The organism is Streptomyces sp. NPDC002690 (genome assembly GCF_053592415.1).
Map to the genome: position 1 here is coordinate 26,878 of NZ_JBSFVR010000014.1, position 15,584 is coordinate 42,461.

A 15,584-nucleotide genomic window follows, 5' to 3' on the forward strand; every position below is an offset into this window, starting at 1 on the left:
GCCGGGGGCCGCCGAGCGGGAGCGGACCGGCCGGGCGGACCGTCACACCGCGCCAGTCGCTCTCTCCTCGGCGGGCTCCGCCTCGGAGACCGGGTAATCCGGCCCGCCCGCAGGGGCGGCGGCGCGCAGGGCGGCTTCGACCCGGCGGTTGCCGGTCATGGTCGCGGTGACCGCGGTCATCGCCAGGAGCAGGCCGCCCGCGGCGTAGAGCGGAGTGCGGATGCCGTAGGCGGTGGCCAGCCAGCCGCCGAGGAAGGCCCCGACGGGGGCCGCGCACATGGCCAGCATGCGGGAGGTGGACGCGACCCGGCCCATGAGGTGGGCGGGGACGATCGCCTGCCGGAGGGAGGGGGCGATCACCATCGTGGCGCCCATCCCGGCCCCGCAGACGGCGAGCGCCGATCCGGCCACGTACGGGTTCGGGGCGGCGGCCAGGCCCAGGACGGCAAGCCCTTCGACGGCGGCCGTGCAGGTCAGAGCGGCGCCGGTGCCCAGGCGCCGGCCGAGGTGGGAGGCGATGCCCGCACCGAGCAGACCGCCGGTGGCCTCAGCCGTGAGGAGGAGGCCGAAGCCGTAGGTGTCGATACCGAGGCGCTCGTGCGCGAAGAGGGCGAGGACGGTCTCCACGGCGATGAAGGCGATGTTGCCGACCGCCGGGCGGAGCGCCAGCCCGAGCAGCAGCGGGCTCCCCAAGACGTACGAGGCCCCGGCACGTGCCTGCCGGAGCAGGGACTCGCGGGCCTCCGGCGCGGGCCGGGGCGTGGCGGGCAGGGCGCGTACGAGGAGCGCGGAGAACAGGAACGAGGCCGCGTCGGCGACCAACGGAACCGCACGTCCGAGCGCGAGCAGCGCGCTGCCCGCAGGCGGTCCCGCGAAGCCGGACATGGCCGTCTGGGCGCCGCGCAGGCGGGAGTTGGCGCGTTCGAGGAGTGCGGGGTCACGGCGGAGCAGTTCCGGGAGGTAGGCCGTGGCGGCCGTGTCGAAGAAGAGTCCGCCCAGGCCGAGCAGGAAGGCCACGGCCGCGAGCAGCGGAATGCTCAGTACGTCGAGCACGGCCGCCACCGCGGGTATCCCGAGCAGCGCCGCGCGTGCCGCGTCCGCGACCCACATCGTGCGCCGGCGGTCCCAGCGGTCCACCAGCGCGCCGCCGAGCACCCCGAAGAGTAACCACGGCAGTGTTCCCGCGGCTGTGACGACGGCGAGCGCCATCGGATCACGCGTCAGCGTCAGCGCGATCAGCGGCAACGCGGCCTGCGTCACCCCGTCACCGAGCGAGGAGACCGTCTGCGCCCCCCAGAGCCGCTCGAACCCGGTCGGCAACTTCCCTGTTTCCGGCTTCACTCGGACTTCCCTCCGCTCTGCGCTCCGGTCTGCCCCACGACCTGCGCTCCGGTCTGCGATTCGGCCTGCCCCACGACGGTCTGCGATTCGGCCTGCCCACCGGTCTGCTCGCCGGTCGGTGCTGCGGTCGGTGCTCCGGTCTGCCGCTGCGGTGCCGGGTGGAACAGGGCGAAGACGAAGGAGGCGTCCGGCAGGGAGGGATCGGACAGCTCCCGATACTCGTCCGCCAGAGCCTGCAGCCGCGTCCCCAGCTGCGTGAACTGCGCCTCGGTGAGCCGCAGATGCGCCATCCCGATGTGCCGCTCACCATCCACCGGCGACGCCTCCAGATCCGCCAGCGCGTGGCGCATCAGGGGGTCGGGCTCTCCCTGGCCCGGGGCCGGCAGCTCGATCGCCCTCGCGGCCATCGCGTAGTACCGCTCGGTGACCCCGCGCACCTTCCGGGTCCGGACCACCTTCACCACGCCGGCCCGCTCCAGCAGCCGCACGTGGTAGCTGGAGCTCCCCTTCGCGAGGCCGAGCCGTTCGGCGATCTGGGTGATCGTGGCCGGCTCGGAGCGGAGCACGGCCATGATCCGGTGACGCGTGAGGTTGGAGACGGCACGCAACTGCTCGTCGGTGGTGACGTGAAGGGTCTCGGGGAGACCGTCGGTAGCCATGCGAGCAATGGTCAACGTTTCTTGACCATTGCGCAAGGGGGTTCACACGGACTGCCGGTACGAATCTCCGGGCAGGCCCCCGATCTCCGTCGTCTCTCAAGTCCCTTCGCGTCAGGACGACTTCACGAGTGGCGTCGCCGCTCTCCTTGAAACGCCGTCGCCGTCACTCCCCCGCCCGGCCGCCACCTCCCTCGCGCGGACGCAGTGCGTCCACGACGAGGTCCAGGACCCGGCCGGTGCGGTCCGGGGTGTCACCGATGGCCACCGCGTGGAAGACGCCGAAGACCATGGACGTGACGTCGTCGGGCTCGACGTCCGCACGCAGCGAACCGGTGCGCGCGCCCGCCTCGAGCAGGGTCGCGAGGGCGGCGGTGAGGCGCTCCCGGGTGGCAGGTGTAGCGATGGCGCCGGACGCCCAGCCCGAGCGCAGGGTGCCCATCATGCCGCTCTTGGCCGCGACGAACTCCGCGTACCGGTCCATCCAGGCGCGCAGAGCGACCTCGGGCGGGAGTGCGCCGAGCAGTTCGTCGGCGCTCGCGGTGACGGCGTCGAGTTCGGCCGCGAAGACGGCCTCCACCAGCGCTTCCCGGGTGGGGAAGTGGCGGTACAGGGTGCCGATGCCGACACCCGCCGCGCGGGCGACGGTCTCCAGCGGGACGGTGTCGTCGGCCGCCGCGAACGCCGCACGGGCGGCGGCGACCAGCTTCTCGCGGTTGCGCCGCGCGTCGGCGCGGGCGGGACGGGACGCGGCAGACCGCGAGGCGGGCCCGGCAGGCCCGACGGGGCCGGCGGGGCCGACGGGGGCCCCAGGGGACTCTTGGGCATCGGGGGCATCGGGGGCATCGGGGGCATCGGGGGCATCGGGGGTGTTCAAAACGGAGGAACCTCCGGTAGTGCTACAGTCGACTTAACGGAGGTTCCTCCGTTTACTCATCCTCTCACGAGAACGGGATGACCTCATGACGAGCACAGACACCACGACAGCCACCGGCGTTCCCCGCGCCGGAGGGGCCGGCCGGCTCGGCGCCCTCACCGTCTCCCGCATCGGCTTCGGCGCCATGCAGCTCCCCCGCCTCCGGGACGACCGCGCCGCCGCCCTCGCCGTGGTGCGCCGGGCGATCGAGCTCGGCGTCGACCACATCGACACCGCCCAGTTCTACGGGGACGGCTTCGCCAACGACGTGCTGCGCGAGGCGCTCCGGCCCGAGGACGGCGTCACCGTCGTCAGCAAGGTCGGCGCCACGCCCCACTCCGGCGGCCCGCACCCGATGCGGCTCGCCCAGAAGCCCGAGGAACTCCGGGCCTCCGTCGAGGACAACCTCAAGAGCCTCGGCCTCGACCGCATTCCCGTGGTCAACCTGCGCCGCGCCTCCCGCGCGCCCGGGCTGATCGCCGAGGGCGACCAGGTGGTCGACATCGATGACCAGCTCGCCGTCATGACCGCCCTGCGCGACGAGGGCAAGATCGGCGCGATCGGCATCAGCCATGTCGGCATCGACGAACTGCGCCGGGCGCTCCCCGTGGGACCCGTCTGCGTGCAGAACGCGTACAGCCTGGTCGCCCGCGACGACGAGGAGATGCTCCGGCTCTGTGTCGCGGAGGACATCGCCTGGGTGCCGTACTTCCCGCTCGGCAGCGCCTTCCCCGGCATGCCGAAGGTGACCGACGAACCGGCCGTCCTCACGGTCGCCGAGTCGCTGGGCCGCACCCCGGCCCAGACCGGTCTGTCGTGGCTGCTCCACCACGCCCCGAACGTGCTGCTCATCCCCGGCACGGCCAACGCCGAGCATCTGGAGGCGAACGTGGCCACCGGGGCGATCACCCTCGACGCGACGGCCCTCGCCACCCTGGACGCGGTCCCGACCCGCTGAAGGCGGTCCGCGCAGCCCCCGATCCCACGAGTCGACCGGAGCGAGACAGAGCCATGTCCCTGAACGAGTCCGAACGCCGTCGCACGGAAGCGGAGTTGCGGAAGAACCTCGCGCTGTGCGGCCTCACCGCCGAAGAGGTCGCGGCGGACCTGGGCGTCACGCCGGAAGAGGTGCGACGGACCCTCGACGTCACGGAACGGACCGACCCGGTGGAGGTGTGGCGGCTGCGCGACTACCTCGATCAGGCGGTACGGGACGCGGGCGGGCGGCCCGCTCCCTTCACCGTGCTGACGGGCCGCGCCCGCCTGGCGGCCCGCACGTGGTTCACGCTGCGAGAGGCCCCGCGGCACGATTTCACCCCGCGATGACGGGCACGCGGGGCCGGGGGGAGCCGCTCCCGGGGCACGGCAGGGAGCCCGGCCCGGCCCCGCACGGGTGATGTGAAGTCCATCCGGGTGAGAGGCGCGGGCTCCTCCGCCCGGCCGGGCCCGGTGGGCCGGTAGGAAGATCCCGATCTGTTCGTGATCTTCGAGAGGACCTCTCCCCGTGCACGCTGCCCGCACCGCCGCCCTGGTCGCCGCCGCACTGCTGGTCCCGGTGTCCGCCACCGCGGCCACCCCCGCCACAGCCGCCCCGGCCGACTCCGGCACGCGCGCCGCTCCCGCCGAGCAGCCGGTGGAGTTCCAGGTCCGCCGGGGCGACACCTCGGCGGTCCTGAGCTTCAGCGGCCACCTGTCCTGGAGCGGGACCGGAAACCGCACCTACACCCTCAAGGGGCAGCTGACGGCCCGCTGCCGCACGGCCACCCGGTTCACGACCCGGCTCCAGTACGGCGGGACGAGCGAGAAGTGGAAGGACTCCCCCGAGTCGCAGTGCTCCCACTCCCGTACCGGGTACAACGTCATCGCCCTGGCCGGGACGCTGCCGCGGAACAGCAGCCTGAGGCTCCGGCTGGGGACCTGGAAGTCAGCCGCGTGGGTGTACTCCGGCCGGAAGACCTACGCTCCCCCGGCGTGACGGACCACCGCCACGAGCATGACCGGCGCCCATGACCGGCACGGCCATGACCAACGGGACCGCGACCGGCACGGCCATGACCGGCGCGGCACGTGCGGCACGGCCATGACCGGCGCGGCACGTGCGGCACATCACCCGTCCCGCACACCGCCCGCCCCTTGCCCGGCGGACCGGCTCCCCTTTACCTTACTTTTCAGTAAGTTTACTGCGGAGTAAGGAGTTTGACGTGGGCGCCTACCGCACGGTCATGGTCGGTACGGACGGTTCGGAGTCGTCGTTGGCGGCGGTCGAGAAGGCGGCCCGGCTCGCCGCCGACAGCGCGGCCGAACTCGTGGTCGTCTGCGCGTACATACCGATGCGCGGGCACGAACTCCGCGCGGCCGAAGACCAGTTGAAATCCGAGGCGTATCAGGTGGTGGGTTCGGCACCCGCCGAGACCACGTTGCGCATCGCGGCCGACCGGGCCAGGGCGCAGGGCGCCGACTCCGTGCGGACGATCGCGGTGGAGGACGAGCCGGTCGCCGCCCTCACCCGGACCGCCCTGAAGGTCTCGGCCGATCTGCTGGTGGTCGGCAACAAGGGACTGCGCTCGCTCGCCGGCCGCATCCTCGGCTCCGTACCGGCGGACATCGCCCGAAAGGCCCCCCTCGACGTGCTGATCGTGCACACCACATGAGTGCCACGCGGCCGGAAGCCGACGGACCGGAGCCGGGCGCACCTGCCGGAGCACCCGAGCCGTTACGCGCCGGTGGGCAGCCCGTCGCCGAGGTGGCCGGCCTCTTCGGGGTCGCCGAACTCGGCCGGGCCATCGAGGAGGTGCTGCTCGGAGGTGGTCGCGTCTGGACGCGGCAGGAGATGGCCGAGCGGTCCGGGGTCGGGGCCGGGCGCACCGCGCAGATCTGGCGAGCGCTCGGCTTCCCGATGGTCGACGAGGACGCGCGGGTCTTCACCGAAGCCGACGTGGAGGCACTTCGCGCGGGCGAACGGCTCATAGCGGCCGGCCTCATCACCGAGGAGAGCGAGATCATGATGGCCCGCGCCCTGGGCCACCATCTCTCCCGGCTGGCCGAATGGGAGGTGGGCACCCTCTGGTCCTGGATCAACCGGGAGTCCGAGTTCACCCTGGACGGCGGCAAGTTGATGACCCATGCCGCGACCCTGCTGCCGGAGATGGAGCAGTTGCAGCAACACGTGTGGCGGCGGCACCTCGCCGCGTACGCGGAACGCGTCCTGGCCGAGGCCGCCGAGGCCCAGGAGGCCGCGCGAACCGGGTCCGGGGTGGGGGAGCCCGGCTTCGAGGCCGGGGCGGAGGGCGGCCCGGTGCCGCCGTACGAAGGTGCCGAAGTCCGCGACCGGGCGGTCGGCTTCACCGACATGGTCGGCTACACGCGGATGACCCGGGGCCTCGGCAACGCCGAACTCGTCCGCGTACTGGACCTGTTCGAGAGCCTCACCGGGGACGTGGTCGCCGAGGGCGGAGGCCGGGTGGTGAAGACCATCGGTGACGAGGTGCTCTTCGTCTGCGAGTCGGCGTCCGAGGCCGCGGACACGGCCCTGGAACTCACCGCCCGCGCGGCGGCCGAACCGCGGCTCCCGCAGGTGCGTACCGGGCTCGCCCACGGAGCCGTACTCAGTCGCTTCGGCGACGTCTACGGCGCGGCCGTGAACGTCGCCGCCCGGCTCACGGCGGTGGCCCGCCCCGACACCGTGCTCGTCAACACCGAGCTGGCCGGGGAGCTCGCGGGCCTGCCCGGGTACGAACTCCGGTCGCTGCGGCCGGTCTCCGTACGCGGTTACAGCAGGCTCCGGCCGGTGCTGCTGCGGTCCGCCCGTCCGCGCGGGCGGGCCCGGGACGACTGACCCGGTCCGGTCTCCGGCCCCGGTGCCGGCCCCCGGGGTCAGAGCCCTTGGACGATCAGCCTCTTGCTGTCCGTGTTCCGGATGCGCAACGGTGCGATCGCCCGATACTCCGCCGAGTCGTTCCAGGCTCGTGCGGAGGCCAGGTCCGGGAACTCCACGAGGACCAGCTGCCCGGGGGTCCAGTCACCCTCGACGACATCGGTCTCACCGCCCCGGGCCAGGTAGCGGCCACCGTAGGGCGCGAGGGTCGCCACCACCTCGGAACGGTACTCGGCGAGTTCGTCCGCGTTGCCGGTCAACTGCACGTCTGCGATCACGTAGGCGGTCATGGAGCCGAACCTATGCCGTTCACACGACCGTGATCCACTCCAATAGGACTTCCGGACAGTCGTGTTGGGCGTACCGGCCGATGCCCGACGCACACTCGCGCGCAGCGCCCGCGGCCTTCTCGGCCCCCTGCGGCCCGGTCCGGTCACGCCCTCGGATACCGGGCGATCCAACCCGGCGCCGCCGCCGTCGCGTTGTGCAGCGCCGGGCCCTGGGTCATCTCCATCGCGAAGTCGTCGGCGAGTTCCAGGAGGGTGGCCCGGCCCTCGATCTCGGCGAGCCAGGAAGGCGGCAGAGCCGTCTCGCCGTGCAGCGCGCCCAGCAGCGCCCCGCACACCGCTGCGGCGGGCGATGACGGCCCGCCGTGGTTCACGGCCAGCCGGAGCCCGTGGCGTACGTCCTCGCCGACGAGCGCGCAGTACAGCCCCACCGCGAGCACCTCCTCCGCCGAGTCCTCCGCCCCCAGCGACTCGATCAGCGCGGGCCCGGGAATGCCCTGCCGTACGGCTCCGAGGGCCCGGCGCACCGCCTCGGTGACGGGCTCGTGGCCCGGGCGTTCCGCGAGCAGCGCCAGCGCCCGCTGCACCGACCCGTCCAGCGTGTCCCGCCGGGCCAGCCCGTGCACCACCACCGCGAAGGCCCCCGCTGCCAGTTGGGCGGTGACGTGCCCGTGGCTCTGCGCCGCGCACTCCACGGCCAGCTGGCACACCAGCTGCGGCTCCCACCCCGCGAGCAGCCCGAAGGGCGCGGACCGGGTCAGCGCGGCGGAGTCCCGGGCGTCCGGGTTCCTCGGCCGCTCCAGGGTGCCCATGGTGGTGTCGCCGAAGCCGTGCAGGCAGGACCGCGCGGGGGCGCGGCGGGCGTACAGCCACTCCTCACGCGCGAGCCAGCCGTCGCCCTCGCGCCGCTCGTCGGGGCCCCAGTCGCGCTGTGTCGCCGCCCACCGCAGATGGGCCCGGTACACGTCGGTCGGCGGGTGCCAGGCGCCCGTGTCGCGCCGCACCTGCGCCCGTATCAGCCCGTCCACGGTGAACAGCGTCAGCTGGGTGACCGCCGTGACACCGCCCCGCCGCCCGTCCACCGGCACGAAGTCCACGACCCCGCCGACCCCGTGGGCCTCCCGGATCTCCTCCAGAGTGAGCGGAGTGACGGCCGCCCCGAGGGCGTCCCCGAGCGCCGCGCCCAGCAGCGCACCCCGTACCCGGCTGCGGAAGTCCTGCTGTTCCACACGGCCCCAGACAGCTGTGGTCCCGATGGTCATCCGGCCAGTCCCCCTACCGTCGGTACGGCTCCGGCAGCACTGTAATAGAACGGGAACGACTGATTCAGGGCCGGAACGGTATGTACGGAGTAGCTCTGGAGATCACTTTTGAACGGCATTCATCAGGGTTTTCCCGTACGAACCGGGACCGGCCGTCCTGCGACCGAGCCCCTCACCGCCGGGGTCCCGGACTCGTCCCACCGACCATCCAGGCCAACGGGGGCCGCCCCTCCCGGCACTCCGCCACCAGCAGCACGTCCCGCAGCGAGTCGGTGGCCGCCCGGAGCGCGAACCGTACGGCCACCTCCCCCGCCGACTCGTCCGCCAGCACCTCCCGCGCCCCGGCGAGCACGTCCTCCCCGCAGGCGACGAGCTCGGCCTCCACGTCGTCGGCCAGCCGCGACATCCGACTGTCGGGGTCGTCGGTGCTGAGGTAACACCGCCTTCCCTCGGGGGAGTTCCAGGGCAGCAGGCGGAACTGGGAATCGGCCATGACGGGTGCCTCGCAGACGCAGTGACTCGGGGTGACTTCCATCGGGTGATGCTCACCGTTCGTGACTCGATGATCACCGCCCCGACCTACCCTCGGAAGCAGCACACGATTGCCCGCGCACAGGACAACGGGAGGACCACGATGGCCGAACCGGTCGACGTGGACGAGGAGTCGGGCCGCGCCGCGCTCGGCCGCACACTGCGCTACCTCAGGGAGAAGGCCGGCAAGTCCCTGGGACAGCTCGCCGAGGACACCCGCTACGACAAGAGCTACCTGTACCGCCTCGAGGTCGGCCAGCGGCTGTCCAAGCTGGAGGTGATGCAGGACCTCGACCGGTACTACGCGAGCGGGGAGCTGCTCCAGGGATTATGGAAGGTGGCGCGGAGGGAAGTCTTCAAGGACAAGTACAAGGAGTTCATGCGGCTGGAGAGCCGGGCCCGCATCATGTGGAAGTTTCAGCTTGCGATTCCCGGGCTATTCCAGACAGAGGACTACGCCCGGGAGGTGTTGTCTGCGGCCCAGACTTCGAACGGCAACGTCGAGCTGGTCGAGGAACAGGTAGCGGCTCGAATGAGCCGTCAGGAGATCCTGCGCCGTGATCCTGCACCTCATGTGCGGCTCATCCTGGACGAGGTGGCTCTACGAAGGCCGACAGTGGATGCGAAAGCGTGGCGCGCCCAGTTGGACCACCTCATCGAGGTCTGCCGGTTCCCGGACGTGGTTCTTCAGGTGCTTCCCTTCTCAGCCGGTGTGCACGGCCTCATGGGTAGCCATCTCTCAATTCTCTGGGAGCCGGACGGCACGTCTGCTGCCTACGTAGAGGGCAATGGGATCGGCGAGTTGGTCGACGAGGCGGACAAGGTGACCGCTTACCGACTGTCCTACGATCGTGTCCGCGATCTTGCCCTGTCCCCGGCGGAGTCGCTGGTATTCATCCGGGGCGTCTTGGAGGAGCACCCATCATGAGTCGCACGCTCGACCTCTCCATCGCCTCGTGGCGCAAGTCGTCTCGCAGCGACGGTGGCGACACGAACTGCCTCGAAGTCTCCGACGACTTCCCAGGCATCGTCCCCGTCCGCGACAGCAAGAACCCCACCGGGCCCGCGCTCCTCATCACCGCTTCCGCCTGGGCGGAGTTCGTCGCCTTCGCCGCCGACCGCTGAACCGGGAAACCGGTCGTACCACGCGGCCCGGGGCACGGGCATCCGCTCGCGCCCCGGGCGACGGTCGGCCCGGACCCGTTCGGTGGCCCGCAAAAATCCGGTGGCGCTTTCCCACCGCCCCGGTAGCGTGCGCCGCTATGACATCGGAACTGAAACGCCCCCCGCTCCAGGCCGACGAACGCACCGCACTGATCGGCTGGTTGGACCTGCAACGCCAGATCCTGCGCTGGAAGTGCGAGGGCCTCAGCGACGAGGATGCGCACCGTTCGGTCGTCCCGAGCTCTCCGCTCATGACGATGGCGGGTCTCGTCTCCCACATGCGCTGGACCGAGAACACCTGGCTGGAAGTACTGTTCCTCGGCGGCGACGAGAAGCAGAACCCTTCGTTCCACGAGACGGACGAGGACGCCGACTGGCGGACCGATGGCCGTCCGCTCGCCGAGTTGCTCGCTGAGTACGAGGCCCAGTGCGTGCGCAGCAACGAGATCGTCGCCGCGGCCTCCCTGGACGACGTCGGCCGCCACACCGGCTTCCGCTCGGCCGGCGCCAACCTCCGTTGGATGCTGATCCACCTGGTCGAGGAGACGGGGCGGCACGCGGGGCACGCCGACATCGTCCGGGAGTTGCTCGACGGCACCAAGGGCTACTACTGACCCGGCGTATGCCGTGAACGCTCCTCAGGTCGACGGCGAAGCCGCTACTCCGCACACCCGAGGGGGGCTCCCACGAAGGACGGGTCCACGTTCTGCCGCACCGGGCCGAGGACGGGCGGCTGACGCCATCCGGCCCCGCCCCGCCACCCTCACTCGACCGCAGGTGGACGGCGGGACGGGTCAACCCGTCGGATCAGCCCCCGCAGCCGTAGCCGGAATGGGCCTCGATGCTGGTCACCGAGTTGTCGTAGAGAGCCCAGAGTTCCTGCTTGTTGCCCGGCTCGATGATCCAGTTGAGGCCGCGGAAGTCGGCGTCGGTCCAGATGCACACGTTGAGGTTGCTGCGGTTCCACAGCGAGCCCGCCCGGTCGTTCCAGGCCGCTCCGATGTTGCGGTTGTCCACCGCATCGAGCTGCAGGACGTCCCCGGTGAGGCTGGGGCCGTCGAAGAGGCAGACCTTGCCCTCCGCGCAGCGGGCCACGCCTCCGTCCTTGGGGTCATCGGCCAATGCGGTTCCCGGAGCCACCAGCACGGCGGTGGCCGCGAGGACCGCCCCTACCGCTGCGGTTCTGACTGCCAGTTTCATGAAGGTCCGTTCCCGTTGTCGCCCGTGGACGCGCGGTCGTGGTCGCCGAGTCCAACTGTCGCCACTTCGGATGACATTGGGCAGGCGGACGGTTCCCACGCGCGTCCGGTCGACAGAGATGACGTTGCTCACAGCCGAGGAAGGGACGGGATCCGCTCGACGGCACCAAGGGCCGGGCCCTACCGGCCGGCTCCACCACTGCGCGCCGCCGTGACTCCCGTGGACCCCGCTGTCGTCAGGATGGCTGGGGGACGGTGTCGAGGTAGGCGCGGACCGCTCCCGACGTCTCGTCGTGCCGGCCGAGGACCAGCAGGTCCGGACCGGCCGGCGCGTCACGCAGCGGGCGGTGGACGAGACCCGGCAGGGTGATGCGCTCAATGGCCGTGGGCACGAGTGCCACGCCCTCACCCGCCGCCGCGAGGGCGAGGACGCCGAGGGTGCTGCCGACCAGGCGGACCCGGGAGCGGTCCTCCACGGGGGCGGGCCAGAGCCGGGAGAGGACGGTCTCGTCCTCCTCGCGGCTCGCGAAGACGATGAGGTCGTGGGCGCTCAGCTCGGCGGTGGTCACCGAGGCGAGAGACGCCAGCTCGTGGTCCGCCCGCAGGGCCACGGACATCGGGGTGAGCGCCCGCCGGACGACGCACAGGCCGTCCGTGTCGGCGAGGCCGAGGTCGGGGCAGTAGCCGATGTCGAGCGAGCCCTCCCGCACCCCCTGGACCTGGGCGGCGGGCGGCAGCTCGGTCAGGGTGAGACCGACGCGGGGGCGCGCCCTGCGGAAGCCGCGCAGGTCCTCGGAGAGGACGCCCTGGAGGGCTGCGACGCCGGAGAAACCGATCCGTACGGCCCCCGTCTCGCCGCGCACCGACCACCGGGCGGCCTGGAGGGCCCGGTCGGCCTGCGCCAGGGCACGGCGGGCCTCGGGGAGCAGTTGCTCACCGGCCTCGGTCAGCTCCACGCGACGGCTCGTACGAGTGAACAGGCTTCCGCCCACCTCGCGTTCCAGAGCCTGCACCTGGGCGCTGAGGGTGGACTGGGTGACGTGCAGCAGGTCGGCGGCGCGGCCGAAGTGTCGCTCGTCGGCGACGGCGACGAAGTAGCGCAGGTGCCGCAGTTCCACCGGCCGCCTCCTCCGTCATCCATCGTGTGAACCGATCGATCGATCGTATCTTTCGGTTGGACCTATCGCCCGTCGCGGCGAAAACTGGACGCATGAACGTGACAACTCAGGACCGACAGGACATTGCCGACCTCATGACGGGTTGGATTCACCGCGACCTGGGCGAGTGGGACCTCCTCAAGGGTCTCTTCCACCCCGACGCGCGGATCGAGATCACCTGGTTCGAAGGGCCGGCGTACGAGTTCGTGGACGCCTCCGCCCGTATGGGGGCCTCCGCCTTCCGCACCAAGCACCTGATCACCGCACCCGTGGTGACCTTCTCCGCCGACGGCACTCGCGCCGTCAGCGAGACCAACGCCGTCATCATCGGCGAGAACGTCGACCTCCGGCTCGGCTGCGACGGTCACAACCGGTTCATCGACCGCCTGGAGAAGCGGGACGGGATGTGGCGCATCAGCGACCGCAAGAGCGTCTACGACTTCGGCACCTTCACCTTCCCCGCCGGAATCGTCGACATCGACGCGGCGGCGGTCGCCCGCTACCCGAGGGAGTACGCGGCTCTCGCCTACCTGCTGGAAGCCAGCGGCTATCCGGTGAGCCGGATCTTCGCGACCAAGGGGAGCGACCTGGAGCGCGAGATCAAGGAGACCGCCTTCGCCTGGCTGGGCGGTGCCGCCGGCGCCTGACCGGCGCCTGGGTGCATGGGCTGGACGCTCAAACAGTCACTGGCTGTTGATCGCGCCTGCGGGCAATGACTTTCGGCCGCTGGACAAGGGATCTGCCGGGCGTTCTGGTGCTGCCGCTGGGGCTGTGGTTGTCTCAGGACCCGATCGAGCGGGGGGATGTCACATGGACGTGGCGGGGAGCATGGCGTTATCCGCTGTGCAGATACTGACCGGCCTGGCGACGGGGGCGGCTACAGCGGTCGGCAACGGGGTGGGCCAAGCGGTGGGCGACCTCGTCCAGGCGCGGCTGGGCAGGTCCGAGGAAGGTCGCGCCGCGCTGGACGGGGTCGGCGCCGACCCGGCCGATCCCGCAGCGGTCCAGGGGCTGCAGGAAGCGATACGGGAAGCGCTGGCCACCGATCCCGATTTCCGCGACAGCATGGCTTCGGCGCTCGCCGGCCCGCCGCCGGCCGCGCCGCCGCCCCCCGCAGCCGGCCCTCAGTACACCGGCAGCATCATCATCGGGAGTGGCAGCAGGATCCGGAGCAGCCAGATCTCGTTGGGGCCTCTGACCATCAACAACACTCGGGCCGCCCGCGTGTCCCTCGTCGGGATTGCCGTCCTGCAGGTCGGGTTGCTGGCACTGAGCCTGTACGGGGGGGTGCAGCTGTTCACCGGCGACGACTCGCGGCCCCCCGCAGCCGAGGCGTCTCCCGATCCGACGCCTGGTACGGCAAAGCCGTCCGGCCCGGCTTCCGGTACGTCGGACGCCTCCGCCCCGGGAGCACTCGATACGGCACGAGCCAGGCAGATTCTCCCCGACGCGGCGAGCTTGCCGACGGGCTGGACTTTCACCGTTTCCCCCGAGGACCAGTGCAACAGCGGTCGTGTCGGCATTTCGGCGGACGACGAGTCGCACTACGTCTGCAGGACGGGTTCCGTTCCCGACCTGCAGGCGGAGTACAGCCCAGGGCCAGGGGCCGACTACGACACGGTGAGCGTCGAAGTTCTGGCCTACCCCTCGGCAGCCGAAGCGGCCGACGGGTTCGCGGCAGTGGAGGTGGAGAACGCCAGCGCCAACGAGACACAGCAAGTGACGCCGGTGACTCTGCCGTCGTACGGTGACGAGTCGTCCGCCGTCACGATGACGGCCCACGTGGACGCCCTCGGCGTGGACATATCCAAGGGGTTCTCGGTAGTCCGCTGCGAAAGCCTCGTGGTGCGAGTCGCCATCAGTGACGCCGACAGCAGTGACGTCGACCTCGACACACTCGAGGCCTTCACCCGGGCGGTGACCACGAGGGCACAACAGTCGCTGGACGGCAAGCCCCCCACCGCCGCAGTGGAACTGTAGGAGAGCGGTTCGCACCCGCCGGCCCTCCGGCTCATTCGACGGCCGGTGACTCCGCCAAGGCCGGGTAGTCCGTGTACCCCGTCGCCCCGCCGACGTACATCATGTACGCGTCCCGCACCTGGTTGACCGGCGCTCCGGTGCGCAACCGGTGGACCAGGTCCGGGTTGGCGAGGAACGGGCGGCCGAGGGCGACGAGGTCGGCTCCGGCGGCGAGCAGGCGTTCGCTCGCGGCGAGCCCGCCGTCCTCGGGGAGACGGTCCTTCGGGAGCACCGGGTTGGCGATCAGAGTGCCGGGCCACTCCTTGCGGATGCGCTGGAAGACGGGCTGGTCCGGGTCCGCGTACCCGATGTGCAGGTAGGCGATCCGGCCGAGGCGGCTGTCGGCCAGGGCGGCGACGAGGGCGGGATAGATCTCCTCGGTGTCGCCCTCCTCGATGCTGTTGACCGTGTTGCCGGGCGAGACGCGCAGCCCGACCCGGTCGGGGCCGATCTCCTCGGCGACGGCCCGGACCACCTCGGCGACGAACCTGACGCGGTGGGCGACCGGGCCTCCGTAGGCGTCGGTGCGGCGGTTGGTGTTCCGCGAGAGGAACTGGTGGAGCAAGTGGCCGTTGGCGCTGTGCACTTCGACCCCTTCGAAGCCCGCTTCGATCGCGCGCCGGGCGGCCGAGGCGAAGTCGGCCACGTGGTCCGCGATGTCCTGGAGGCTCATCTCGCGCGGCACGGGCGCCTGTTGCTTGCCGGTGGGCGTGTGGAGCGTCTCGGGGAGCGCCACCGGCGAGGGGGCGACGGGGGTCAGGCCGCTGGTGTCGGGGTGGCCGACGCGCCCGCCGTGCTGGAGCTGGAGGAACATCTGCCCGCCGGCCGCGCGTACCGCGTCGGTGACCAGACGCCATCCGGCGACGTGGTCGGGGCGGTGGATCGCGGTGATGTTGGGGTACGTCTGCCCGACCGCGTTCGGGGTGGACGCCTCGGCGATGATCAGGCCGGCGGTGGCGCGCTGGGCGTAGTAGGTGGCCATGAGCGGGGTGGGAACGCCGTCGGCGGTGGCGCGGTTACGGGTCAGCGGGGCCATCACGAGACGGTTCGGGAGGCGCAGCGGACCGAGGTCGGCGGGGTCGAAGACCGACACCTTCGAAGAGGTGGACACGGGTGCGTTCGTCATGCCGGGAGGGTAAGAATTGACACCGGTGTCAGGTTCAAGTCCGACGGAAGGA

General features: G+C 71.5%; 18 protein-coding genes and 1 pseudogene. 10 read left to right on the forward strand and 9 right to left on the reverse strand.

What is annotated here, in order from left to right; translation table 11 throughout:
* Window positions 1-42: 42 nt before the first annotated feature.
* From ACWD3D_RS03780 to ACWD3D_RS03790, 3 genes and pseudogenes are all read right to left on the reverse strand, one after another.
* The gene (locus ACWD3D_RS03780; protein WP_451459329.1) at window positions 43-1,320 is read right to left on the reverse strand and encodes an MFS transporter; all 1,278 of its coding nucleotides are present in this window, start codon (window positions 1,318-1,320) and stop codon (window positions 43-45) included.
* Between the two features lie 161 nt (window positions 1,321-1,481).
* Window positions 1,482-2,000 (reverse strand): annotated as a pseudogene (locus ACWD3D_RS03785) (ArsR/SmtB family transcription factor); the annotation flags it as partial.
* A gap of 163 nt (window positions 2,001-2,163) precedes the next feature.
* Entirely contained in the window at window positions 2,164-2,874 is a 711-nt protein-coding gene (locus tag ACWD3D_RS03790; RefSeq protein WP_451459304.1) for a TetR/AcrR family transcriptional regulator, read from the reverse strand.
* An 85-nt stretch (window positions 2,875-2,959) separates the two neighbouring features.
* Here ACWD3D_RS03790 and ACWD3D_RS03795 point away from each other — a divergent pair, with 85 nt between their 5' ends.
* The 5 genes from ACWD3D_RS03795 (at window position 2,960) to ACWD3D_RS03815 (ending at window position 6,748) form a co-directional block, all read left to right on the forward strand.
* Window positions 2,960-3,871: an aldo/keto reductase gene (locus ACWD3D_RS03795; protein ID WP_451459305.1), complete on the forward strand. Its 912-nt coding sequence runs from the start codon at window positions 2,960-2,962 to the stop codon at window positions 3,869-3,871.
* A 53-nt stretch (window positions 3,872-3,924) separates the two neighbouring features.
* Window positions 3,925-4,239, forward strand: coding sequence for a DUF2316 family protein (locus ACWD3D_RS03800; protein ID WP_451459306.1), 315 nt, complete (start codon window positions 3,925-3,927; stop codon window positions 4,237-4,239).
* 178 nt (window positions 4,240-4,417) lie between these two features.
* On the forward strand, window positions 4,418-4,888 hold the full coding sequence (locus ACWD3D_RS03805) for a hypothetical protein (RefSeq protein ID WP_451459307.1): 471 nt from the start codon (window positions 4,418-4,420) through the stop codon (window positions 4,886-4,888).
* A 226-nt stretch (window positions 4,889-5,114) separates the two neighbouring features.
* Window positions 5,115-5,564: a universal stress protein gene (locus ACWD3D_RS03810; RefSeq protein ID WP_451459308.1), complete on the forward strand. Its 450-nt coding sequence runs from the start codon at window positions 5,115-5,117 to the stop codon at window positions 5,562-5,564.
* Complete coding sequence (locus tag ACWD3D_RS03815; protein WP_451459309.1) at window positions 5,561-6,748, forward strand: adenylate/guanylate cyclase domain-containing protein; 1,188 nt, start codon at window positions 5,561-5,563, stop codon at window positions 6,746-6,748. The genes ACWD3D_RS03810 and ACWD3D_RS03815 overlap by 4 nt, the downstream gene beginning before the upstream one ends.
* Window positions 6,749-6,786: 38 nt before the next feature.
* Here ACWD3D_RS03815 and ACWD3D_RS03820 read toward each other — a convergent pair whose 3' ends face one another.
* From ACWD3D_RS03820 to ACWD3D_RS03830, 3 genes are all read right to left on the reverse strand, one after another.
* Complete coding sequence (locus ACWD3D_RS03820; RefSeq protein ID WP_451459310.1) at window positions 6,787-7,077, reverse strand: DUF1330 domain-containing protein; 291 nt, start codon at window positions 7,075-7,077, stop codon at window positions 6,787-6,789.
* Between the two features lie 143 nt (window positions 7,078-7,220).
* The gene (locus ACWD3D_RS03825) at window positions 7,221-8,336 is read right to left on the reverse strand and encodes an ADP-ribosylglycohydrolase family protein (RefSeq protein ID WP_451459311.1); all 1,116 of its coding nucleotides are present in this window, start codon (window positions 8,334-8,336) and stop codon (window positions 7,221-7,223) included.
* A 172-nt stretch (window positions 8,337-8,508) separates the two neighbouring features.
* Window positions 8,509-8,871: a hypothetical protein gene (locus ACWD3D_RS03830; RefSeq protein WP_387364050.1), complete on the reverse strand. Its 363-nt coding sequence runs from the start codon at window positions 8,869-8,871 to the stop codon at window positions 8,509-8,511.
* Between the two features lie 99 nt (window positions 8,872-8,970).
* Between ACWD3D_RS03830 and ACWD3D_RS03835 the strand changes: the two genes are divergently transcribed.
* From ACWD3D_RS03835 to ACWD3D_RS03845, 3 genes are all read left to right on the forward strand, one after another.
* The gene (locus ACWD3D_RS03835) at window positions 8,971-9,795 is read left to right on the forward strand and encodes a helix-turn-helix domain-containing protein (protein WP_451459330.1); all 825 of its coding nucleotides are present in this window, start codon (window positions 8,971-8,973) and stop codon (window positions 9,793-9,795) included.
* On the forward strand, window positions 9,792-9,992 hold the full coding sequence (locus ACWD3D_RS03840) for a DUF397 domain-containing protein (protein ID WP_451459312.1): 201 nt from the start codon (window positions 9,792-9,794) through the stop codon (window positions 9,990-9,992). The genes ACWD3D_RS03835 and ACWD3D_RS03840 overlap by 4 nt, the downstream gene beginning before the upstream one ends.
* Window positions 9,993-10,129: 137 nt before the next feature.
* Window positions 10,130-10,645, forward strand: a complete 516-nt coding sequence (locus ACWD3D_RS03845; RefSeq protein ID WP_451459313.1) for a DinB family protein — start codon at window positions 10,130-10,132, stop codon at window positions 10,643-10,645.
* A 193-nt stretch (window positions 10,646-10,838) separates the two neighbouring features.
* Here ACWD3D_RS03845 and ACWD3D_RS03850 read toward each other — a convergent pair whose 3' ends face one another.
* Together ACWD3D_RS03850 and ACWD3D_RS03855 are read right to left on the reverse strand one after the other, a co-directional pair.
* A complete protein-coding gene (locus tag ACWD3D_RS03850; protein WP_328720043.1) occupies window positions 10,839-11,231 on the reverse strand; it encodes a peptidase inhibitor family I36 protein in 393 nt (130 codons plus the stop codon).
* A 235-nt stretch (window positions 11,232-11,466) separates the two neighbouring features.
* Window positions 11,467-12,348 (reverse strand): LysR family transcriptional regulator, encoded by an 882-nt coding sequence (locus ACWD3D_RS03855; RefSeq protein ID WP_451459314.1) that lies wholly within the window; start codon window positions 12,346-12,348, stop codon window positions 11,467-11,469.
* Window positions 12,349-12,440: 92 nt separating this feature from the next.
* Between ACWD3D_RS03855 and ACWD3D_RS03860 the strand changes: the two genes are divergently transcribed.
* A complete protein-coding gene (locus tag ACWD3D_RS03860; RefSeq protein ID WP_451459315.1) occupies window positions 12,441-13,034 on the forward strand; it encodes a nuclear transport factor 2 family protein in 594 nt (197 codons plus the stop codon).
* A gap of 196 nt (window positions 13,035-13,230) precedes the next feature.
* Window positions 13,231-14,367 carry a DUF7373 family lipoprotein gene (locus ACWD3D_RS03865; protein ID WP_451459316.1) on the forward strand — a complete coding sequence of 379 codons (1,137 nt, stop codon included), beginning with the start codon at window positions 13,231-13,233 and terminating at the stop codon, window positions 14,365-14,367.
* Window positions 14,368-14,398: 31 nt separating this feature from the next.
* Here ACWD3D_RS03865 and ACWD3D_RS03870 read toward each other — a convergent pair whose 3' ends face one another.
* Entirely contained in the window at window positions 14,399-15,532 is a 1,134-nt protein-coding gene (locus ACWD3D_RS03870) for an alkene reductase (protein WP_451459317.1), read from the reverse strand.
* Window positions 15,533-15,584: the final 52 nt, after the last annotated feature.

Excerpts from the sequence above, each read along its gene's own strand:
- ACWD3D_RS03795 (WP_451459305.1), top strand. The coding sequence starts at position 2,960 with ATGACGAGCACAGACACCACGACAGCCACCGGCGTTCCCCGCGCCGGA.
- ACWD3D_RS03800 (WP_451459306.1), top strand. The coding sequence starts at position 3,925 with ATGTCCCTGAACGAGTCCGAACGCCGTCGCACGGAAGCGGAGTTGCGG.
- ACWD3D_RS03815 (WP_451459309.1), top strand. The coding sequence starts at position 5,561 with ATGAGTGCCACGCGGCCGGAAGCCGACGGACCGGAGCCGGGCGCACCT.
- ACWD3D_RS03820 (WP_451459310.1), bottom strand. The coding sequence starts at position 7,077 with ATGACCGCCTACGTGATCGCAGACGTGCAGTTGACCGGCAACGCGGAC.
- ACWD3D_RS03825 (WP_451459311.1), bottom strand. The coding sequence starts at position 8,336 with ATGACCATCGGGACCACAGCTGTCTGGGGCCGTGTGGAACAGCAGGAC.
- ACWD3D_RS03830 (WP_387364050.1), bottom strand. The coding sequence starts at position 8,871 with ATGGAAGTCACCCCGAGTCACTGCGTCTGCGAGGCACCCGTCATGGCC.
- ACWD3D_RS03835 (WP_451459330.1), top strand. The coding sequence starts at position 8,971 with ATGGCCGAACCGGTCGACGTGGACGAGGAGTCGGGCCGCGCCGCGCTC.
- ACWD3D_RS03840 (WP_451459312.1), top strand. The coding sequence starts at position 9,792 with ATGAGTCGCACGCTCGACCTCTCCATCGCCTCGTGGCGCAAGTCGTCT.
- ACWD3D_RS03845 (WP_451459313.1), top strand. The coding sequence starts at position 10,130 with ATGACATCGGAACTGAAACGCCCCCCGCTCCAGGCCGACGAACGCACC.
- ACWD3D_RS03850 (WP_328720043.1), bottom strand. The coding sequence starts at position 11,231 with ATGAAACTGGCAGTCAGAACCGCAGCGGTAGGGGCGGTCCTCGCGGCC.
- ACWD3D_RS03860 (WP_451459315.1), top strand. The coding sequence starts at position 12,441 with ATGAACGTGACAACTCAGGACCGACAGGACATTGCCGACCTCATGACG.
- ACWD3D_RS03870 (WP_451459317.1), bottom strand. The coding sequence starts at position 15,532 with ATGACGAACGCACCCGTGTCCACCTCTTCGAAGGTGTCGGTCTTCGAC.